General features: G+C 64.6%; 21 protein-coding genes. 8 read left to right on the top strand and 13 right to left on the bottom strand.

Translation table 11 applies throughout. From position 1 onward, the window contains the following. Positions 1–167: 167 nt before the first annotated feature. Complete coding sequence (locus tag LB571_RS02730) at positions 168–977, top strand: DUF1223 domain-containing protein (RefSeq protein WP_224587148.1); 810 nt, start codon at positions 168–170, stop codon at positions 975–977. A gap of 55 nt (positions 978–1,032) precedes the next feature. Here the strand turns inward: LB571_RS02730 and LB571_RS02725 are convergent, their stop codons facing one another. The 6 genes from LB571_RS02725 to LB571_RS02700 are packed head-to-tail and all read right to left on the bottom strand — an operon-like array spanning position 1,033 to position 6,998. Then, positions 1,033–2,418, bottom strand: coding sequence for an NAD(P)/FAD-dependent oxidoreductase (locus LB571_RS02725; protein WP_224592057.1), 1,386 nt, complete (start codon positions 2,416–2,418; stop codon positions 1,033–1,035). Between the two features lie 21 nt (positions 2,419–2,439). Beyond that, the gene (locus tag LB571_RS02720) at positions 2,440–3,552 is read right to left on the bottom strand and encodes an ABC transporter ATP-binding protein (protein WP_224592054.1); all 1,113 of its coding nucleotides are present in this window, start codon (positions 3,550–3,552) and stop codon (positions 2,440–2,442) included. Further along, the gene (locus LB571_RS02715; RefSeq protein WP_140660404.1) at positions 3,549–4,346 is read right to left on the bottom strand and encodes an ABC transporter permease; all 798 of its coding nucleotides are present in this window, start codon (positions 4,344–4,346) and stop codon (positions 3,549–3,551) included. Before LB571_RS02715 ends, LB571_RS02720 begins: the two co-directional genes overlap by 4 nt. Then, entirely contained in the window at positions 4,346–5,209 is an 864-nt protein-coding gene (locus LB571_RS02710) for an ABC transporter permease (protein WP_140793871.1), read from the bottom strand. The genes LB571_RS02715 and LB571_RS02710 overlap by 1 nt, the downstream gene beginning before the upstream one ends. A 23-nt stretch (positions 5,210–5,232) precedes the next feature. Continuing rightward, entirely contained in the window at positions 5,233–6,303 is a 1,071-nt protein-coding gene (locus LB571_RS02705) for an extracellular solute-binding protein (RefSeq protein ID WP_224592052.1), read from the bottom strand. Between the two features lie 35 nt (positions 6,304–6,338). After that, a complete protein-coding gene (locus tag LB571_RS02700) occupies positions 6,339–6,998 on the bottom strand; it encodes a helix-turn-helix domain-containing protein (RefSeq protein ID WP_015314933.1) in 660 nt (219 codons plus the stop codon). Positions 6,999–7,526: 528 nt separating this feature from the next. Here LB571_RS02700 and LB571_RS02695 point away from each other — a divergent pair. Next, positions 7,527–7,907: a DUF2794 domain-containing protein gene (locus LB571_RS02695; protein WP_023782086.1), complete on the top strand. Its 381-nt coding sequence runs from the start codon at positions 7,527–7,529 to the stop codon at positions 7,905–7,907. Positions 7,908–7,981: 74 nt separating this feature from the next. Here LB571_RS02695 and LB571_RS02690 read toward each other — a convergent pair whose 3' ends face one another. The 4 genes from LB571_RS02690 to LB571_RS02675 all read right to left on the bottom strand — a co-directional run bounded on the left by LB571_RS02690 (position 7,982) and on the right by LB571_RS02675 (position 12,911). Continuing rightward, a complete protein-coding gene (locus tag LB571_RS02690) occupies positions 7,982–8,560 on the bottom strand; it encodes a GNAT family N-acetyltransferase (protein WP_140618237.1) in 579 nt (192 codons plus the stop codon). Positions 8,561–8,665: 105 nt separating this feature from the next. Next, entirely contained in the window at positions 8,666–9,439 is a 774-nt protein-coding gene (locus LB571_RS02685; RefSeq protein WP_015314936.1) for a Bax inhibitor-1/YccA family protein, read from the bottom strand. A gap of 227 nt (positions 9,440–9,666) precedes the next feature. Continuing rightward, positions 9,667–12,216, bottom strand: a complete 2,550-nt coding sequence (locus tag LB571_RS02680) for an ABC transporter permease (protein WP_224592049.1) — start codon at positions 12,214–12,216, stop codon at positions 9,667–9,669. Continuing rightward, positions 12,216–12,911, bottom strand: a complete 696-nt coding sequence (locus LB571_RS02675; RefSeq protein ID WP_140876176.1) for an ABC transporter ATP-binding protein — start codon at positions 12,909–12,911, stop codon at positions 12,216–12,218. Before LB571_RS02675 ends, LB571_RS02680 begins: the two co-directional genes overlap by 1 nt. 85 nt (positions 12,912–12,996) lie before the next feature. Here LB571_RS02675 and LB571_RS02670 point away from each other — a divergent pair, with 85 nt between their 5' ends. Both LB571_RS02670 and thpR read left to right on the top strand, forming a co-directional pair. After that, on the top strand, positions 12,997–13,641 hold the full coding sequence (locus LB571_RS02670) for an arylesterase (RefSeq protein WP_140719659.1): 645 nt from the start codon (positions 12,997–12,999) through the stop codon (positions 13,639–13,641). A gap of 139 nt (positions 13,642–13,780) precedes the next feature. Continuing rightward, the gene (thpR, locus tag LB571_RS02665) at positions 13,781–14,377 is read left to right on the top strand and encodes an RNA 2',3'-cyclic phosphodiesterase (RefSeq protein ID WP_015314940.1); all 597 of its coding nucleotides are present in this window, start codon (positions 13,781–13,783) and stop codon (positions 14,375–14,377) included. On the opposite strand, the gene LB571_RS02660 is transcribed toward thpR, so the two are convergent. Then, entirely contained in the window at positions 14,281–14,799 is a 519-nt protein-coding gene (locus LB571_RS02660) for a low molecular weight protein-tyrosine-phosphatase (RefSeq protein WP_015314941.1), read from the bottom strand. The genes thpR and LB571_RS02660 overlap by 97 nt on opposite strands. A 50-nt stretch (positions 14,800–14,849) precedes the next feature. Between LB571_RS02660 and LB571_RS02655 the strand changes: the two genes are divergently transcribed. From LB571_RS02655 to LB571_RS02645, 3 genes are all read left to right on the top strand, one after another. After that, a complete protein-coding gene (locus tag LB571_RS02655; protein ID WP_015314942.1) occupies positions 14,850–15,146 on the top strand; it encodes a 4a-hydroxytetrahydrobiopterin dehydratase in 297 nt (98 codons plus the stop codon). A gap of 138 nt (positions 15,147–15,284) precedes the next feature. Then, on the top strand, positions 15,285–15,647 hold the full coding sequence (locus LB571_RS02650; RefSeq protein ID WP_015314943.1) for a YkvA family protein: 363 nt from the start codon (positions 15,285–15,287) through the stop codon (positions 15,645–15,647). 286 nt (positions 15,648–15,933) lie between these two features. Next, complete coding sequence (locus LB571_RS02645; protein WP_015314944.1) at positions 15,934–16,437, top strand: invasion associated locus B family protein; 504 nt, start codon at positions 15,934–15,936, stop codon at positions 16,435–16,437. A 54-nt stretch (positions 16,438–16,491) separates the two neighbouring features. Here the strand turns inward: LB571_RS02645 and LB571_RS02640 are convergent, their stop codons facing one another. Beyond that, the gene (locus LB571_RS02640; RefSeq protein WP_140660410.1) at positions 16,492–17,847 is read right to left on the bottom strand and encodes a chloride channel protein; all 1,356 of its coding nucleotides are present in this window, start codon (positions 17,845–17,847) and stop codon (positions 16,492–16,494) included. Positions 17,848–17,976: 129 nt separating this feature from the next. Here LB571_RS02640 and LB571_RS02635 point away from each other — a divergent pair, with 129 nt between their 5' ends. Continuing rightward, on the top strand, positions 17,977–18,534 hold the full coding sequence (locus tag LB571_RS02635; protein WP_224592045.1) for a DUF305 domain-containing protein: 558 nt from the start codon (positions 17,977–17,979) through the stop codon (positions 18,532–18,534). Between the two features lie 80 nt (positions 18,535–18,614). Here the strand turns inward: LB571_RS02635 and LB571_RS02630 are convergent, their stop codons facing one another. Beyond that, on the bottom strand, positions 18,615–18,914 hold the full coding sequence (locus LB571_RS02630) for a hypothetical protein (protein ID WP_015314947.1): 300 nt from the start codon (positions 18,912–18,914) through the stop codon (positions 18,615–18,617). Positions 18,915–18,934 lie beyond the last annotated feature (20 nt).

Genomic DNA, 18,934 nt, shown 5'->3' with positions numbered 1-18,934 from the left:
CCGCTCAATCGAACCACGCCTTGAAATGCAGCGGCTGCTCCTATTGCGGCCTTACCTCACGATTGAAGCGGTAAAATTTCACCGCAACGTGACTTCCCGTTGACTTCCCGTTCTGCCACATATTTCGGCAAAGCAGAACAAAGCCGGCATCACCGGCGGGAATTGGAATGGTCATGGCCTCGCGACGATCATTGTGGCTGGCAGCCTTCGCGCTGGCCTTCTCGGCTTTTGCCGGCGCTGGGCATGCCAGCGAGCCCGAAAGGGCCCAGGCCGAAAAATCCGACAGGCCGCTCGGCGTGGTCGAACTGTTCACCAGCCAGGGCTGCAGTTCCTGCCCGCCGGCGGACGCGTTCTTCGCCGAACTCGCCACGAGGCAAGACCTTGTCGCGCTCGCTTATCATGTCGATTACTGGGACTATCTCGGCTGGAAGGACACGCTGAGCCACAAGGAAAACACCGAGCGGCAATATGACTATATGCGCTATTTCAGCAGCCGTTCGGTCTATACGCCGCAGGCCGTCCTGAACGGCCGCATGCATGTCAACGGCGCCAATCGCGGTGAGGTCGACGGCGCGCTTGCCCGCATGGCCCGTGCCGGCGAAGGCATGCGTGTGCCCATCAAGGTCAGCCGCACCGGCGACCGTGTGATCATCGATGCAGGTGACGCCGGCGCCGGCCCGAACGACGCCCATGTCGTCATCGTCTATTTCGACGCGCCGCAGACGGTCAAGATCGGCCAGGGCGAGAACTCCGGCCGCAAGATGACCTATTGGAACGCCGTCACCGGGATCCAGACCGCCGGCATGTGGCATGGCAAGGCGCAGCGCTACGAATTTCCGCTGAGCGAGATCACCAAGAAAGGCGGCTGCGCCGTGCTTTTGCAGTCGGTCGGCAAGGATGGCCTGCCAGGCCCCATCCTGGGTGCGGCTTTCATCCACAGACCCGGATCCGAGACCTCCCTCGATCGTAAGCTGTAACAACGGGTTCGGCGCAATTCCAGACGGAAACCGCACATTTCCTGCTCGAATGCTTTCAGTGTCCGGTCAGGCGATCGGCGAAGGCCGCAAGGCGTGAGGTCCGGTCCAGGCCGTTTGCTTCACGCCGGTCGGCGATGCGATAGAGCTGGTACATTGTGTGCACGCCGAGCCAGCGCAGTGGTTCCGGTTCCCATTTCTTGACCGTGCGGTTGACCCAGGGCAGCCGGGTCAACTCGGTGTCGTGGCCGAGCACGAGGTCGCGCAAGGTGCGGCCTGACAGGTTGGAACTGGAAACCCCGAGCCCGACATAGCCGCCGGCCCAGCCGATGCCGCTTTCCCGGTCGAAGCCTGAAGTGGTGCACCAGTCGCGCGGTACGCCAAGCGTCCCGCACCAGGCATGGTCGAGACGCAAGCCCTTGGTCTGCGGCAACAGCCTGGTCAGCACCTCGTGCAACTGGTCGATGGTCGCCTGCTGGGTCCGGCCGCGCACATCGGTGCGCGAACCGAAGCGGTAGGGCACGCCACGGCCGCCCATGGCGATGCGGCCTTCGCGCGTGCGCTGCGCGTAGCAATAGGTGTGGGCGGCATCGCCCAGCACTTCGTAACCGTTCCAGCCGATCTGGTCCCACAGTTCTTTCGGCAGCTTCTCGGTCACCACGATGGCGCTGTTCAGCGGCAGCCAGAGACGCTCGTAGCCGGGAATGCCAGCCGTGAAGCCTTCGGTGGCGCGGATGATCTTCCCTGCCCGCACGATGCCTCTGCTGGTGGTGACCTTGCCCTTCTCGATCGCCAGCACCTGCGTCTGCTCGTAGATCGGCACGCCAAGCCGCGCGACAGCCGCCGCCAGGCCTTGCACCAGCTTGGCCGGCTGGACACGCGCGACGTTGCGCACGACGAAGGCGCCCAGCACCTTGTCGATGGCGATGCGCTGGCGCGCCTCCCGCGCGTCGAGGAAGGCGAGCCGCTCCGGCGGCATCTCCCAGCGCAGCAGCTCCTCGTATTCGGCCTTGGCGCGCTGCAATTGTGCCGCGTTGGTGGCGACGGTGATGTTGTCGACGCGGCGGATATCGGCGTCGATGCCTTCAGCTTCCGTCACCGCGATCACCTCATCGACCGTGCCGAACATGGCGCGCTGCATGTCGATCACCGCGCCGCGCGAGGAGGTCTTTGCGTATTTCTCACGCGACCAGCTGAAGCCGCCCGAAAGCCAGCCGCCATTGCGGCCCGACGCGCCGAAGCCCGCGAACTCTTTTTCGACGATGGCGATGCGCAGCGCAGGCTGCGCCTTCTTCAAATAATAGGCGGTCCACAGGCCGGTGTAGCCGGCGCCGACGATGCAGACATCGGCCTCGATATCGCCGGGCAGGGACGGCCGATAGGCCGGCACGCCGCCGATATCGGCATACCAGAACGACACGTCGCCATTGTGCTTGGCTTGCATTTTTTGAAATCCGTTCCGAAATCAGGTGAGCGTCAGGTCAGCCTTGTCGTCGTCGGCGAGCAGCTTCACGTCGGCGCCGGCGAACAGCACCTCGACCTCGTCTCCGATGGCGAAACTGTCTGCTTCCAGCGTCGAGCGCACGATGGCTTTCGAGCCGTCGGCCAGGTCGACCTCGTATTTTGAGCCGGAGCCGAGATAGATGGCTTCACCGATACGGCCCGTGAGCCGGTTGCGGCTGTCGCCGCCAGCACCAGGGCGGGCGAGCGCCAGCTTTTCGGGGCGCAGCAGCATGACCGGCCTGCCGCCATTGGCGAGACGCTTGGCGGTCGTCACCGTCTGGCCTGATATCTCGATCGCCGTCTCCTGGCCCGAGGTGGCGGCGGCCCCGCGCAGCACGGTGGAATCGCCGATGAACTTGCCAACGAACAGCGTCGCCGGCTCGTCATACAGCTCGCGCCCGGTACCGATCTGTTCGATCCGGCCCCGGTTGAACACGGCGATGCGGTCCGACAGCACCAGCGCCTCTTCCTGGTCATGCGTTACATAGACGAAGGTGGTGCCGAGTTCGCGGTGGATGCGCTTGATCTCGAGCTGCAGCCATTCGCGCAGTTTCTTGTCGAGTGCGCCGAGCGGCTCGTCCATCAACAGCAGCGGCGGATCGAAGACGATGGCGCGGGCCAGCGCCACGCGTTGCTGCTGGCCGCCCGAAAGCTCGCTGGGGAAGCGATGGCCGAAATCCGCCATCTTGACCATGTCGAGCGCCTGGCGCACCCGGCGTTCGCGCTCGGCTCCCGCCACGCCGCGCAAGGCGAGCGGATAGGCGACGTTGCGGCTCACCGTCATATGGGGAAACAGCGCGTAATGCTGGAAGACGACGCCGATGTTGCGCTTGTGCGCCGGCACGCCGACGACGCTCTTGCCGCCCACTTCCAGCGCGCCGGAACTGGCCTCGGTGAAGCCGGCGATGACGTTGAGCGTCGTCGTCTTGCCGGAGCCGCTTGGTCCGAGCAGCGTCATGAACTCGCCGGCCTCGATGTGCAGCGACACGCCGTCCAGCGCCTTGAAGCTGCCATAGGCCTTGCTGATCGACCTGAGATCGATCGCCGCGCCCCTGCTCTCTTGCCCCGAGGTCATTGGCGTCCTTTCCGCTCGCGGCCAAGAAGAAGCATGCCGCCGCCGATCAGGATCGTGGTGGCAAACAACAGGATCGTGCCGACGGCCGCGACCGTCGGGTCGGCATCGCGCGTGATGGAAGCGAAGATCTGCACCGGCAATGTCTTGAGGTAGGGATTGGTGATGAACAGGGACACGACGATCTCATCGAAGGAGGTGGCGAAGGCGAACAGCAGGCCCGACAGCACGCCGGGTGCGATCAGCGGCAGCGTCACCGTGCGGAAGGTGGTGAGCGCGCTGGCGCCGAGGCTCGCCGCGGCTGTCTCGAGCCGCCTGTCGAACACTTCGAGATTGGCCGAGACGGCAATCAGCACGAAAGGCAGCGCAAGGATGGTGTGGGCGAGCACGAAGCCGAGCAGCGTGCCGACAAGCCGCGTATCGAGATAGACCGCGTAGATGCCGATGGCCAGCACCACGCCCGGCACCACCATCGGCGTCAACATCAGCATGCGCAGCAGGTTTGCCGGCCGCGCCTTCATGCGGTCGAGGCCGAAGGCGGCAAGCGTGCCGAGGACCGTTGCCAGCACGGCAACGATCGAGGCGACCTTCAGCGAATTGAGGAAGCTGTTCGACCAGTCCGGGTTGGTGGCGAAATTCTGGTACCATTGCCAGGAAAAGCCCTGCGGCGGAAACGCCAGCGACTTGTTCTCGTTGAACGACATCGGCACCACGACCAGCGTCGGGGCCACCAGCCATATGGCCACCAGCAGGCAGACAAGGCCGAGGATGACGCGGGTGAGCGGCTTCATCTCCATTAGCGCCGCTCCGCTTCCCGGTACCGGGACCGCATGACGGGCGCGGCGAGCGCCAGCAGCACGAAGGTCGTGACCAGCAGCACCACGCCCATGGCGCCGCCACGGCCCCATTGCAGCAGGCTGAGCACCTGTGTCTGCACCAGGGTGGACAGCATGGTCGAACGCGGACCGCCGAGCAAAGCCGGCGTGATGTAGAAGCCGAGCGCCAGGATGAAGACGATGATCGCGCCGGCATAGACGCCCGGCAGCGACAGCGGCAGGTAGATGGTGAAGAAGGCGCGGGACGGCCGCGCGCCAAGGCTTTGCGCCGCGCGCATCAGCCTGAGATCGATGCCTTTCATGACCGAATAGAGCGGCAGGATCATGAACGGCAAAAGCACCTGCGCCATGCCGATGACCACGCCCGTCTGGGTGCGGATCAGCCTGACGCCACCGAGCCCGAGCGACCGCAGGACCGAGTTGATGACGCCTGAATCCTGGAGCAGGATCACCCAGGACAAAGTGCGCACCACGCCGCTCACCCAAAACGGGATCAGCACACACAAGAGCAGCACCAGCCGAACGCGCGGCCCGACCGCGGTCATCAGATAGGCGTAGGGATAAGCGCAAACCACGCACACCAGCGTGACCCACGCCGAAATGACGAAGGTCCGCTGGAGCACGACAAGGTTGATCGGCGCACTGAAGAACCAGACATAGTTCTGCGCTCCCCACTCCGGTTCCGACAGGCTGCGCAGCACGATGGTCAGCAGCGGATAGCCGATCACCGCGAAAAGCAGGACCAGGGCCGGCAACGCGAGCGCGAACGGCCGCCATGCCCAGCGCCTTTCGGCGGCCGGAATGGTTGGCTCGGACGCGCTCACGGCCCTTGCTTCCCGTCAGCCGGTCAGTTGCCGGCCATCAGCGCCGACCACTTCTCCTGCGCCACCGCAAAGTTCGGGACCCAGAACTTGAAGTTCTGCTTGTAGCCCTGCTTCTGGCGTTCAGGCGTATTGGTCAGGTAGGCGGCAACAGAAGCGTCGACCTTGGGCTGCGCGTCGTTGTTGATCGGCGTGTAGGAGGTCTTCTCCGCCAATATCTCCTGGGCATGCTTGCCGAGATAGGCATTGAGCAGCGCGTAGGACGCATCCGTATCCTTGACGCCGACCGGAATCGTCATCTGGTCCATCACCACCAGCCAATCCTGCCAGGCGGGTGCGTACTTGGCGCCGTTCTTGACCGCCGTCATGGCGCGGCCCGTCCACATCATCAGCATGTCGACCTCGCCGGATTCGGCGAGCTGCTGCGATTCGGCACCCGTCTTCCAGAAGATCGTGTCGGGGCCGAGCTTGCGGACCACATCGATGGCCTTGTCGATATCGGCTACCGTCATCGCCTTCGGATCGCCGCCGGCAACCTTGAAAGCCTGTTCCAGCAGGCCACCGGTCGGGCTGCCGGAGCCGTCGATGCCACGCACGCCGGGGAATTTTTGGGTATCGAAGAAGTCGGCCCAGCTCTTGGGCGGATTATCCCCGTACTTTTCCTTGTTGTACATCAGCACAACACCGTAGTTCATCGCCGGCACCGAGCATTCACCGACCTGGCCTTCCGGGATTTTCGAGACGTCGAGCTTCGTCAGATCGAGCTTCTGGAACAGCTTGCCGCAATAGACATAGGGCGGCAGGTCGTCGGTATCGACGACGTCCCAGGTCACATTGCCGGACTCGACCTGCGCCTGCAGTTTGGCGATCTCCGTCGGGCCGTCATTGAGCAGCTTGACGCCGGACTTGTCGACGAACTCCTTGAGTGCCGCCGCCTGGCCGTCCTGATAGATGCCGCCATAGGAAACGAGGGTCAGCGTCTTGCCCTTCAGCGAGCCTTCGGCGACCTCTCCCGCCACCGGCTTGGATTGCGCGAGCGCGGCGGTGGCCGCCATAAGCACGGCGACGGCCGCCGCATGTCCAAATTTCAGTTTCATGATCATCTCTCCCATTTGCAGAACTCGCATTGTTTTCATTCACCCGGATGCGAGCGGTTTCCGGGCCTGTATCGATCGAGTTCGAGCGCGCCGGCGGTCGGCGGCGCAATGATCCAGAGCACCTCGGCCGGCGTGTCGCCGACATTGACGGTCCGGTGCGGCACCGAGGTTGCGTATTCGACGCTGTCGCCCTCGCGCATCAGATGGCGCTCGTCGGCAAGCGTCAGTTCGACGGTGCCTTTGAGCACCATGAACATTTCGTGCTCGCCGCCATGCACATAGGTCTCGTCGCCGGTCGAGCCGCCAACCTCGAAATGGCCGGCATAGACTTCGAATTGATGGATCGGCCGCCGCGACAGGAGCATCTTGCGGCCTTGGAGGCCAACCGGAACGACCGGCCGCTCCTCGCGCCTCAGCACCTTGTGCAGGGGACGCGCATTGTCCTCGAACAGATCGTTGATGCCGAGGTCGAGAGCGGCGGCGATCTTGAGCAGCGTGCCGGTGTTGGCGCCGCACAGATTGCGCTCGAGCTGGCTGATGAAGCTCGCCGTGGTGCCCGTCATGTCGGCAAGCTGGCGCAGCGAGACGCGCCGCGCCATGCGCAATGCCTTGATACGAGGGCCGACGCCGCCGGCCTCCGGCACGGCCGCGCCGCCATTCAACTGTTTTACTGGGGAGCCCGATGCGTGTGGCATTGTCGTCTCCGTTCTCACTTAACACCCTATTAAGTGGAACGGAAAATGGCAAGCACGGTCGGCAGAATTGAATGGCCACGCGGGATTGGCCGCTTTCGGCCCTACGCCGATGCCGTCGGCGCGCAGTCCCGGGTGCAAGGCCCAAAAACGAAAAAACCGACGTCAGCTTGCTTCTGACGTCGGTCATTTAGGTTTTGGGATCGTCGCACCTGGCTTTTCCGAGGAAAAGGCCGAGGTTGGTTCGATCCGACGCAGACCCGTGGGCGGGGGGCTTGGGGTTTACGAGCCGGTGCCGGACCGAACCGTCTCAGGCAACGCCGGTAAATTCGTCGGACATTGGGGCAGGAGCGCGGATAAAAAAAGGCGGAAATGTGGCGAAGCATCACCAATTCCAACACGCGTTTCACAAACGTGACTGGACGCAACGGAAACGGCGCGCCGCTGCCTTCGCTTCTCAGCTCTTGCAATTGCGATGCGAAGGGGCCAACTTTGGTTGGCAAAGATTCATTTTGAAGGATCGAGGCAGGCATGACCGATGACGGCGGCGGGATGGGGGATGGAGACGCATCCGCAATATTGATCCCGCTGCACGAGGCGCGCAGCGCACGCCTCGACCAGCCGGTCCGCTTCGACCGGCGCGAACTGGACCAGATCCTCAGGCTTTACGGACGCATGGTCGCGGCCAATGAATGGCGCGACTACGCCATCGATCACCTCACCGACCGCGCTGTCTTTTCCGTCTTCCGACGCGCCAGCGAAGTGCCGCTGTTCCAGATCGTCAAGGATCCCAAACTGGCGCGCAAGCAAGGCGCCTTCGCCGTCATCGCGGCGGGCGGGCGCATCCTCAAACGCGGCCAGGAGCTTGGCCGCGTGCTCGGCGTCTTCGACAGCAAGCTGAAGCTGGTATAGGGGTGAATTGCGAACTGAAGAATTGAGGAACGAAGGAAAGGGGCGCTTACGTCAGGCGCCGCGTGTCCTGTTCCTCAATTCTTCAGTTCCCCCTTCCGGAACTTCCGCTCCGGCAGCGAATCCGGATCAGGTGGCAGCGATGCCCCGCCGTTGAGCGACAGCTGCATGAATACCGTGTCCAACCAGCGCCCGTGCTTGTAGCCGGAGCCTTCGAGGCGGCCGGAATGACGGAAGCCGAGCTTCTCGTGCAACCTGACCGAGGCGCTGTCGGCGCGGCCATCGCCGATCACCGCGACGATCTGGCGAAAGCCCGCCGCCTCGACCGCCGCGACCAGGCTTTGCATCAGCTTCAGGCCGACACCCTGGCCCTTGGCGTCAGGCGCGACATAGACCGAATCCTCGACGATGAAGCGATAGGCCGGGCGCGGCCGGAAGGCGCCGGCATAGGCATAGCCAAGCACGGCGCCTGCCTTTTCCGCCACCAGATAGGGAAAGCCGCCGGCCGCGAGTGCGGCGAATCGCGTCCCCATCTCGGTGCGGCTAGGCGGCTCCAGTTCGTAGCTCGCCGTGCCGTTGGCAACCGCGTCGGCGTAGATTTCGGTTATGGCGTCGAGGTCGGCCGGGGTCGCCGGCCTGATCGCGATATTGCTCATTCTTTATGCAAGCCTCTTTGGTGCTTTCGATAACAGCAGAGGCCCGCTTAAAAGAAAAGGGCGGCCGTTGGGCCGCCCTTCCAGGAGTCGATGGTCCAATACCGCTTAGCGGCGGTCGCCCATGAACTGGAGCAGGAACATGAAGAGGTTGATGAAATCGAGGTAGAGCGACAGCGCGCCCATGATGGCCTTGCGGCCCGCGACATCGGAAGCGTCGCCCTCGAAATACATCTCCTTGATCTTCTGCGTGTCGTAGGCGGTGAGGCCGGCGAAGACCAGCACGCCAATCGCCGAGACGGCGAAGGTCAGTGCCGACGACTGCAGGAAGATGTTGATCACCGACGCGATGATGATGCCGAACACGCCCATGATCAGGAACGAGCCCATCGCCGACAGGTCGCGCTTGGTGGTGTAGCCGAACAGCGACAGCGCGCCGAAGGCCGCGGCGGTGGCGAAGAAGGTCTGCGAGATGCTGGCCGTGGTGTAGACCAGGAAGATCGACGACAGCGACAGGCCGACCAGACCGGCATAGACCCAGAAGGTGGTCTGCGCGGCGGCGACGCTCATCGACTGGATCCTGAACGACAGGAAGAACACGGCGGCCAGCGGCGCCAGCATGACAACCCAGCGCAGCGGCGAACCGAAGATCGCGTAGCCGAACGAGGTCAGCATCTCGCCGCTCGGCAGCGTCGCGACGGCCGAAGCCGGATCGGTAGTGGTGGCCAGCATGATCGTGCCGACGGCGGCAAGGCCGGTGATGAGCAGGCCAAGCCCCATCAGATTGTAGACCTTGATCATGTAGGCGCGCAGACCCTGGTCGATGTCGGCGCGGACGCCGGGCACCGCCGACGTCTGATAGTTGCGAATGGGATCAGCCATTGGAAATCCTCGTTGCTTCTGCCCCGTCCGGTGTCGGGCCTCTTGCGGACCCAGGCGCCGCTGGGGGGCTCCAGCATGCCTGCGCGGAATATGATGGTTATTCGCGTCAAGAACAAGACCGTAACCGGGTGTAACGGTTCGTGACAGGCCAAAATGCCGCTTCGCCGGCCGTTTCGGACGGCATCCTTACCAAGATTTAACCCGGGCAGGCGGCGCCCGCCGGCGAATCAGAGGTTTCGCAGCACGGGTGCCGCCTTGTGGCCGAGCACCCGCCAGGTGCCGGCAAGGCCGATGCCGACCGTGATCACTAGCGAAAAGGCAATCGTCGCCACCGCCACCTCGGGCATGAAATGCGATGGCAGCGTCATGATGCGTGCGACCACGAACCAGGCGGCGGCGCTGCCGGCGGCGAGCGCGAAGATCGCGGTGGCCAGTCCGATCAGCATGTATTCCAGAGAGAATGCCGTGATCAGCGTTCGCCTGGTGGCGCCCAGCGTCTTCAGCACCACCGCGTCGTGGATGCGCGCCCGGTTGCCGGCGGCAAGCGCGCCGGCAAGCACCAGAACCGAGGCGATCAGCGCCACGCCGGCCGCGGCCCGGATCGCCGTGCCGAGCTGGCCGACCAGCCGGTTGACGATGTCGAGTGCATCCTTGACCCGCACCGTCGTCACGGCGGGGAAGGCGCGGGTGACGGCGTTGAGGACGCGCGCGTCGTCGGCCGCCGAGGCGTTCTTTTCGGTGAGCGTGGCTATCCAGCCATGCGGGGCGCCGGCGAATGTGTTGGGCGAGAACACCATGACGAAATTGATGCCCATCGTCTCCCACTCGACCTGGCGGAAATTAGCGATGCGGGCGGTGACATTGCGGCCGAGCACATTGACGGTGATGGTGTCGCCGAGCTTCAGGCCGATTTCCTTGCCTTCGTTGTCGGAAAACGAAACCAGCGGCTCGCCGGCATAGTTGTCGGGCCACCATTTGCCCTCTGTCAGCGTCGCGTTTTCCGGTTGCCTGGTGTCATAGGTCAGGCCGCGATCTCCCTTCAGCACCCAGGCGCCCTCGGCCGGCACCTTGACCTTGTCGACATCGACGCCGTTGAGAGCCATGACCCGGCCGCGCAGCATCGGCACCTTGGCCAGCGTTCCCCGCGGCACCTCCTTCGCGATCAGCGAGGAGAACGCATCGACTTCGCTGCCCTGGATGTCGACGAAGAAGAAGTTCGGCGCCCGCTCCGGCAGGCTGCCGGAGATCTGGCGCCTGAGATTCCCGTCGATCAGCGCCAGTGTCACCAACAGCGTCAGCCCAAGCCCCAGCGACAGCACCACGGACGGCGTCAGCGCCCCGGGCCGGTGGATGTTGCCGATGGCGAGCCTGAGCGCGACAAAGCGCACGCGCGGGCTTTTCCTGGCTGCCCATTGCACCAGTCCGCCGACGAGACGCAGCACCAGGAAAGCAAAAACGGTGGCGCCGACGAAGATCGAGGCGATGCGCTGGTCGCCCGAAAACAGGATCGCCAGCGCTGCCAGGAAAAGCGCGATGCCGAGCGCGCAAACGACATAGACGGGGCGCGGCAGGCCCCGGCCTTCCAGTCCCATTTCCCGAAACAGCGCGGTTGCCGGCACGTCACGGGCGCGACCGAGCGGCAACAGCGCGAAGGCCAGCGTCACCAGCAGGCCGAACAGCGCCGCCATGGCGAGCGCGCCGGGATAGAAGCCGCCCTGCGCCGGCACCGGAATGACCGACTGAAGCGCGGCACTCGCCGCGAACGGCATCAGCGCCCCGAGCACCAGGCCGAGCACGATGCCAAGTGCCGCGATGATCAGGATCTGCACGAGGTAGACGGCAAAGACGAAGCCGCCGGACGCCCCCAGGCTCTTGAAGGTGGCGATGACGCCGCGCTTGCCGTCGAGATAGGCGCGCACCGCATTGGCGACGCCGACGCCGCCGACCACCAGCGCGGTGAGCCCGACCAGCGTCAGGAACTGGGAGAAGCGTTCGATGTTGGAGGATAGCGCCGGTGCGGCGTTGCTGCGCGTGCGGATCGACCAGCCGGCCTGCGGAAAATCCTTGGCCGCCCGGTCCTGGATGGCCTTGAGCCGCGCCTCGTCGGCACCGGCGGGCAGCCGGACCTTGTAGGCGTTCTCGACCAGGCTGCCCGGTTGGATCAGCCCGGTGGCGGCCAGGCCCTCGGTCGAGATCATCAGCCTTGGCGCGAAGCCGAACCCGTCGGAGACCGCGTCGGGCTCGGCCACCAGCCTGGCGCGCAGTTCGAACGTGGCGGTGCCGAGCTTCAGCCGGTCGCCGATCTTGAGATGCAGCCGTTCGAACAAGAGATCGGGTGCCGCGGCGCCGAAAACGCCGAACTGCCCGCCGAACAGTTCCTGCTTCGTCAGCACCGGTTCGGTTTCCAGCGCGCCATAGAGCGGATAGGCCTCGTCGACAGCCTTGGCCTCGACCAGCGCCTGGTCGGATCCGTCAGCCAGGCGCGCCATCGAGCGCATGCCGGCGGTATGCGAAACCACGCCCAGCCCGTCGAGAAAGCCAAGTTCTGCCTGGCTGGCGTCGCGCTGGTTGATCTGGAAGCGAAGATCGCCGCCGAGCAGCGTCTGGCCCTGATCGGCGACACCGGCGGTGATGGAGCGGGCCACCGAATTGACGCCGCCGATAGCCGCCACGCCGAGCGCGATGCAGGCGAGGAAGATGAGGAAGCCGGACAGGCCGCCGCGCATCTCGCGCAGCGAGAAGCGGATGGCAAGCTTCAAGGTCCGCGCCAGCGGCATCAGGCGGTGATCCTGACCGGCGGCGGCGCCTCGATCCGGCCGGAGCGCATCGAAACCTGGCGCGAGCAGCGCGCCGCGAGCGCCGGATCATGGGTCACCAGCACCAGCGTCATGCCGCGTTCGGCGGCCTTGGCGAACAGCAGATCGGCGACCTGCCGCCCCGTCGCCTGATCGAGATTGCCGGTCGGCTCGTCGGCGATCAGGATGCGCGGCGATGGTGCCAGCGCCCGGGCGATCGCCACGCGCTGCTGCTCGCCGCCGGAGAGCTCGCCGGGATAATGGGCGACGCGGTCGCTGAGGCCGACGGCCGCCAGTTCCCGCTCCGCCACCGAGAAGGGATCGGCGTGGCCGGCCAGTTCCAGCGGCACGGCGACATTTTCGAGCGCCGTCATATTGGGGATGAGGTGGAAGGACTGGAACACGATGCCAATGTTTCGGCCGCGAAACGAAGCGATCTGGTCCTCGCTTTTACCGTTGAGCAGTTCGCCGGCAATGCGCACCGTACCGGAATCGACCCGCTCCAGCCCGGCCAGCACCATCAGCAATGTCGACTTGCCGGACCCCGACGGGCCGACGATACCCGTCGCCTCGCCGCGCGCGACGTCGAGGCTGACGCCCTTCAATACATGAACCGACGAAGCGCCTTCGCCGAGTGTCAGGGATATGTCTTTCAGCGCGATGACGGCTTCTGTCAAAATGAAAGCGTCCTATATGGAAAGGGAGGCTCTACCTGTCGGAAGCCATCGCCGGAAGAATTCTCTGTCATATGGGGCCTGCCGCATGTCTTTCAAACGCCGCTTTGCCGCAGGCCTGGTCGTTTTCCTCGCCATCTGCGGCGGCATCTCGTCGGCGCGCGCCGCGCCTTTCAAGATCGTCGGCTTCGGTGACAGCCTGATGGCGGGGTACGGCCTTGGCCCGGGCGAGGGCTTTACCGACAAATTGCAGGCAGCACTTCGCGCCAAGGGCCATGACGTCGTCGTCGCCAATGCCGGCGTCTCCGGCGACACCTCCAGCGGCGGCCTGGCGCGGCTCGACTGGTCGGTGCCTGACGGCACGCAGCTGGTGATCCTCGAACTCGGCGCCAACGACATGCTGCGCGGCGTCGCGCCCGACATCACCAAACGGAACCTGGACGAGATGCTAGGCAAGCTCAAAGAGCGCAAGATTGCCGTGCTGCTGGCCGGCATGCGGGCGGCGCCCAATCTCGGCGCCGACTACCAGAGCGCCTTCGACGCCATCTTTGCTGACCTGGCCGGCAAATACGATGTTCCGCTCTATCCGTTCTTCCTCGACGGCGTCGCCGGCCAGCCCGGCCTGCAGCTCGAGGACGGCCTGCATCCGAGTGCTCGCGGCGTCGACCTGATGGTCGAACGCATCCTGCCCACCGTCGAGAAGGCCATGGCGGCGGCGCCAGGAGGATCGTGACGTCGGATGGAACCGGTTCCGCCGCGGAAGCTTTAGATTGCATCTAGATTGCATCCGGGACCAACAAACCACTTGCTCCATTTGATTATCGATGATTCGCTAGGGATGACAGTTTCGATTCGAGGAAGGGAGGCTCTTCATGCCGCGTCTTTTCACCGCCCTCGAAATTCCGCGTGATGCCGCCCTTTCGCTGTCCCTGCTCCGGGGCGGCCTGCCCGGGGCCCGCTGGATCGACGTCGAAAACTACCATCTGACGTTACGCTTCATCGGCGACGTCCAGGGCCATGTCGCCGACGAGATCGCCAACGCTCTCGACCGGGTGCATCGCCCTTCCTTCTCGCTGACCTTGTCCGGTGTCGGGGCTTTCGGCCAGAAGAAGCCGCATGCGGTGTGGGCCGGCGCTTCGTCCTCGCCCGATCTGGCGGCTCTTCAGGCCGAAATCGAGCGCATCTGCCAGCGGCTCGGCATTCCCGCCGATCCGCGCAGGTTCATGCCGCATGTGACGCTGGCGCGGCTGCGCAATTCGAGCCCGCTCGACGTCGCCCAATATCTGTCGGCGCGCGGCAATTTCTCGACGCTGCCGTTCCGCATCGGCCGTTTCGTGCTGATGTCGTCGCGCGATTCGGTGGGTGGCGGCCCCTATATTGTCGAGGAGGCATGGCCGCTGTCCGGCGTCGATACGCGTGCCGCCAGCCGTGTCGCCAGCACCTCCGACGCCTCGCGGATCATGCGATAGACCTCGGCAAACGCTTGCTGGTCCTCATAGTAGGGGTCCGGTACATCGCGCGGCCTTCCCTCGGCGAATTCCAGGAACAGGTGGATACGGTCGCGCACCGCCGCCGGCGCCAGCGCCTTCAGGTCGGCGACGTTGGACCGGTCCATGCCGAAGATCAGGTCGAAGCGGTGAAAATCCTCCGGCATGATCTTGCGCGCCCGCTGCCGCGAGATGTCGATGCCGTGGTGAGACGCGATGGCGATCGAGCGCGGGTCGGGAGCGGAGCCGACCTCCCAGCCGCTGGTCGCGGCCGAATCGAGCACGATATCGCCGCCATATCCGCGCTCCGCCAGCACGGCGCCAAGAATGCCTTCGGCCAGCGGCGACCGACAGATGTTGCCGAGGCAGACGAAAAGAATGGAATTTATGGGCTTCGCGATCATGGATCCGGCGCTATGGTGACGACTTCAGCCCAATAGCACGGGAAGCGGACATGACGAGAGAGAAACTGGGCAGGGAGGCCGCCGAAGCAGCGCTCACAGGGCTTGATGGCTGGGCACTGGCGGACGACGGAGCCTCGATCGGCCGCACCTTCACCTTCGCCAATTTCTCCGAAGCCTTCGCCTTCATGACCAGGGTGGCGCTGACCGCCGAGAAGATGGACCACCATCCCGATTGGTCGAATGTCTACAAGACCGTCAGCGTTACCCTGAACACGCATGACGCCGGCGGCGTGACGGCGCTCGACATCGAATTGGCGAAGAAGATGAACCGCTATTTCGGCGGCTGAACACGGGCTGTCCAACGTCCAGGCCCGGCGCGGACCCGGCAAATCGGCGCCCGCATCTTGCAGCCGGGTTAAGCTTTCACCACATTTTGATCGGCGGACGTGCGCTGAGACGCGCATGAGGCCCGCAAGGAGAGATTGATGGCGCAAGAATCCGGTTTTGATTTCTTCGGCTTTGGCGACAAGCTGGCCGGCGAAGGCGAAGTGCGCGAAAAGTTCTGGCGCACGGCCAGGAAGGCCGCTCGGCAGATTCCGTTCATGGAAGATGTCGTCGCCGCCTATTACTGCGCCATGGACAAGAAGACGCCGCTGCGTGCCAAGGGCATATTGGTGGCCGCGCTCGGCTATTTCGTCCTGCCGGTCGATCTCATCCCCGACTTCATCTTCGGTCTCGGCTTCACCGACGACATCGCCGTGCTGACCGCCGCGATCACCGCCGTCAGCGCCCATATCACGCCCGCGCACCGGCAAGCCGCCAAGGACGCCATCGCCGATAAGAGCTGAAGTCCCGCCGGCCGAATCCCGCCGCGACGGCTCGACCGCTGGACAGGGGCGTTCAGCGGCGGGTTAGAAGTCAAACTCTTGCCGTTTTCGTGGCCTCCAAGTCGCCAAAGGGACACCGAGCCGGCCGCTGACAAGGCGGCGGCGCGGAAATGGCGGCGGTTTCCTGGGGTGAAGGTCCTTTTCTCTTGGGAAATTCACCGTTTGGTAACCCAGATTAAATCAAAATGAAGCGACGGCAGGACGCCACGCGGCCCGCCTCCGCACCATTTGGAATACGGGAAAAACGATGCGCGGATTGATTGCACTAGTTTCGAGCCTGGTCCTGGCGGCCTCGGCGGCGCCGGCGCTGGCGCAGCAGGCGACCAAGATCGGCCAGCACAATGCCTGGGGCACCTACAGCTACCAGGCTTCGGGCGGCAAGGTCTGCTACGTGCTGACCGTGCCGACCGACAAGCAGCCGCCGACGCTCGACCACGGCGACATGTTCTTCTTCGTCAGCCAGCGGCCCGGCCAGCAAGTGTCCTATGAGCCTCAGTTCATCGCCGGCTACAATTTCCAGGAAGGTTCCAAGGCCACCGTCACCATCGACAAGAAGAGCTTCTCGATGTTCACGCGCGGGAAATCGGCCTGGGTCGAGAACGCGGCGGAAGAGCCAGTGCTGATCGCCGCGATGAAGACCGGAACCGACATGAAGGTGTCGGCGAAGTCGGGCCGCGGCAATCCCACGAACTATGTCTTCTCGCTTAAGGGCATTTCGGCGGCGCTGTCCTCGATCGCCAAGTGCAAATAGGCCATCTTCGTTTTTGAACCGAAGGCCGGGCCGTAACGCCCGGCCTTTGCTTTTTCAGCCCAGCCCTGATTCCGGTGCGGCCTCCGCCCGCCGCCGCCGGATCGCCTCGGCGATGAACACCCGCGACAGGGCGTGATAAAGCGGCTCGTGCGAGATCAGCCGCGCCGTGCCGTAGCCCAGCATCGAAGCCAGCATCAGGCCGATGACATTGTCGTGATTGCCGGTCATTTCGAGGATGATGACGAAAGCCGTCATCGGCGCTTGCACGACGCCGGCGAAATAGCCCGCCATGCCGAGCAGGGCCGCGACGCCCGCGCTGCTCCCGAACATCAGGCCGAGCGAGCTGCCGATGCCGGCGCCGACCGCCAGCGAGGGCGCGAAGATGCCGCCGGGAATGCCTGAGATCATCGACAGCAGGCCGGCCGCGAATTTCTCGGCAAAGAAGAACCAGGGCAGCGGCGTGCCTTCGACCGCGCTGCGCGCCTGCGCGTAGCCGGTGCCGAAGGTCAGCCCGCCCGAGGCGATACCGATCACCGCGACCGCCAGTCCGCAGATCGCGGCCACCAGCAGCGCGCGCCACAGCGGCTGCAGCGCGTTCCAGCGTCGGATACGCCGCGTCGCCTTCAACGCCAGCAACGAGAACAAGGCGCCAAAGCCGCCGCCGATGACGCCGCAGGCGATCACCAGCGGCCAGTCGACGGCAAACGAGATCGTCTCCTTGGACACGCCGAAATAGGTGTAGTTGCCGAGCACGCCGAGCGAGGCGAGGCCGGCCAGGATGACCGCGGTCAGCACCAGCCCGTTGGTGCGCGCCTCATAGGTGCGGCCCATTTCCTCGATGGCGAAGACGATGCCGGCGAGCGGGGTGTTGAACGCCGCCGCGATGCCCGCCGCCGAGCCGGCCAGGATCAGGCCGCGCGCCTGCGCCATGCCGCCCCAACGCGCCGCCTGCAGCATCAGCGACGCGCCGACCTGTACGGTCGGTCCCTCGCGGCCGATCGAAGCGCCGCAGAACAGGCCGACAAGGGTGAGCGCGATCTTGCCCGCCACCAGCCTGAGCGACAGGATATGGCTGCGGTCGTCATCGTCGCGCAGGTGGCGGGCGGCGATCGCCTGCGGAATGCCGCTGCCTTGCGAGCCCGGGAAGAAGGCGTGCGCCAGCCAGGCGCACAGCACAAAGCCGAGCGGCGTGATGGCCAGCGGCAGATAGAAACGCCAGCCGCCGTCATTGCCGATCACGACATGAAACAGCGCCTGCGCCTTGTCGGCCAGCACGGCAAAGAGCACGCTGATCAGGCCGATCGAGATCGCACCGGCCCAGAACACCAGACGTGGCTGCCAGACGCGGCGCGAGGCCCACATGGCGCGCGAACGCCGCAGCATGGGGTGTTTTCGCGATTGGCCGGCCATGTCTGCCCTCGGGGGGAAAACCCAGCCCTAACACAGGCATGACGCCGATCAAGTGTGAGTCTGCCGATCGGACGGGATCAAAAAGCCCACCGTCGCGGTTGTGTCCCTTTGAACAAGGAGCCCGCAGTCATGAGCTATGTCAGATTCGCCGCGATGATCCTGGTTTCCACGGTCCTCATGTACGGGCTCATGTACCTGAACACCTATGCGCTGGATCATGTTTTCTTCAGCCAGACCCGGGTGTGGATGGCCATCGTGATGGGCGCCGCCATGGCCATCGTCATGATCGGCTTCATGTGGGGGATGTACGAGAGCGTGGCCGCGAATGTAGGCATCGTCATCGGCGGCATGCTGGTATTCGCTGGCGTCTTGTGGCTGGTCAGAAGCCAGGAAACCGTGAGCGACGTCTCTTACATGAAGGCCATGATCCCGCACCACTCGATCGCGATCATGACCAGCGAACGCGCCCATATCCGCGACCCGGAGGTGCGAAAGCTGGCGGACGGCATCATCGACGCCCAGGTGCGCGAGATCACGCAAATGAAGCGTCTGATCGCGCGGCTCGACGCCAATCCCGTAGCGGCCGGCGCTCCCGACCTGCCGTCCTACCGAGCCCGCGGGGCCGCGCCGCCACCGCCGGAAACCGACCAGAGCACCGGGATCGATACGCTCTCCATCGACAGGTAGACGCGGGGATGGACGCGCGGAATATGGAAGCCGCTCGTCCCGCCGGCCTCCAAGCCGGCGGGAACATCCTTGCGGGATCGTCACATAGCCATTTTTTCACATTCGGCCTGGGCCTTCTTGGTCGAGGTGTCGATCATGTAGGCTTTGCCCTTGGCGTCGGTCATCATCATCATGCAGTGCTTGATGGGCTTGGCCATCTTCATCATGTCGGCGCCCATCTTCGCGTCCGGCGTCATGGTGCCCATATGCCCGTCGGGCATGATCGCCGTCACTTGTCCGCCTTTCATCATGCTCATGGTGCCCATCGCGTCCTCGGCAAACGCCTGCGAGGCGCAAAGAGCGGCGAAGCCGGCAACGACGGCGAGCTTGATCGATTTCATCCTGCATACTCCCATTCTGT

The organism is Mesorhizobium sp. BR1-1-4, assembly GCF_020165375.1.
Taxonomy (GTDB): Bacteria; Pseudomonadota; Alphaproteobacteria; order Rhizobiales; family Rhizobiaceae; genus Mesorhizobium; species Mesorhizobium australicum.
The sequence above is the reverse complement of the archived record's forward strand: the minus strand, read 5'-3'. Positions and strand labels throughout refer to the sequence as shown.

Excerpts from the sequence above, each read along its gene's own strand:
- LB571_RS02730 (WP_224587148.1), top strand. The coding sequence starts at position 168 with ATGGTCATGGCCTCGCGACGATCATTGTGGCTGGCAGCCTTCGCGCTG.
- LB571_RS02725 (WP_224592057.1), bottom strand. The coding sequence starts at position 2,418 with ATGCAAGCCAAGCACAATGGCGACGTGTCGTTCTGGTATGCCGATATC.
- LB571_RS02720 (WP_224592054.1), bottom strand. The coding sequence starts at position 3,552 with ATGACCTCGGGGCAAGAGAGCAGGGGCGCGGCGATCGATCTCAGGTCG.
- LB571_RS02715 (WP_140660404.1), bottom strand. The coding sequence starts at position 4,346 with ATGGAGATGAAGCCGCTCACCCGCGTCATCCTCGGCCTTGTCTGCCTG.
- LB571_RS02705 (WP_224592052.1), bottom strand. The coding sequence starts at position 6,303 with ATGAAACTGAAATTTGGACATGCGGCGGCCGTCGCCGTGCTTATGGCG.
- LB571_RS02700 (WP_015314933.1), bottom strand. The coding sequence starts at position 6,998 with ATGCCACACGCATCGGGCTCCCCAGTAAAACAGTTGAATGGCGGCGCG.
- LB571_RS02695 (WP_023782086.1), top strand. The coding sequence starts at position 7,527 with ATGACCGATGACGGCGGCGGGATGGGGGATGGAGACGCATCCGCAATA.
- LB571_RS02690 (WP_140618237.1), bottom strand. The coding sequence starts at position 8,560 with ATGAGCAATATCGCGATCAGGCCGGCGACCCCGGCCGACCTCGACGCC.
- LB571_RS02685 (WP_015314936.1), bottom strand. The coding sequence starts at position 9,439 with ATGGCTGATCCCATTCGCAACTATCAGACGTCGGCGGTGCCCGGCGTC.
- LB571_RS02680 (WP_224592049.1), bottom strand. The coding sequence starts at position 12,216 with ATGCCGCTGGCGCGGACCTTGAAGCTTGCCATCCGCTTCTCGCTGCGC.
- LB571_RS02670 (WP_140719659.1), top strand. The coding sequence starts at position 12,997 with ATGTCTTTCAAACGCCGCTTTGCCGCAGGCCTGGTCGTTTTCCTCGCC.
- thpR (WP_015314940.1), top strand. The coding sequence starts at position 13,781 with ATGCCGCGTCTTTTCACCGCCCTCGAAATTCCGCGTGATGCCGCCCTT.
- LB571_RS02660 (WP_015314941.1), bottom strand. The coding sequence starts at position 14,799 with ATGATCGCGAAGCCCATAAATTCCATTCTTTTCGTCTGCCTCGGCAAC.
- LB571_RS02655 (WP_015314942.1), top strand. The coding sequence starts at position 14,850 with ATGACGAGAGAGAAACTGGGCAGGGAGGCCGCCGAAGCAGCGCTCACA.
- LB571_RS02650 (WP_015314943.1), top strand. The coding sequence starts at position 15,285 with ATGGCGCAAGAATCCGGTTTTGATTTCTTCGGCTTTGGCGACAAGCTG.
- LB571_RS02645 (WP_015314944.1), top strand. The coding sequence starts at position 15,934 with ATGCGCGGATTGATTGCACTAGTTTCGAGCCTGGTCCTGGCGGCCTCG.
- LB571_RS02640 (WP_140660410.1), bottom strand. The coding sequence starts at position 17,847 with ATGGCCGGCCAATCGCGAAAACACCCCATGCTGCGGCGTTCGCGCGCC.
- LB571_RS02635 (WP_224592045.1), top strand. The coding sequence starts at position 17,977 with ATGAGCTATGTCAGATTCGCCGCGATGATCCTGGTTTCCACGGTCCTC.
- LB571_RS02630 (WP_015314947.1), bottom strand. The coding sequence starts at position 18,914 with ATGAAATCGATCAAGCTCGCCGTCGTTGCCGGCTTCGCCGCTCTTTGC.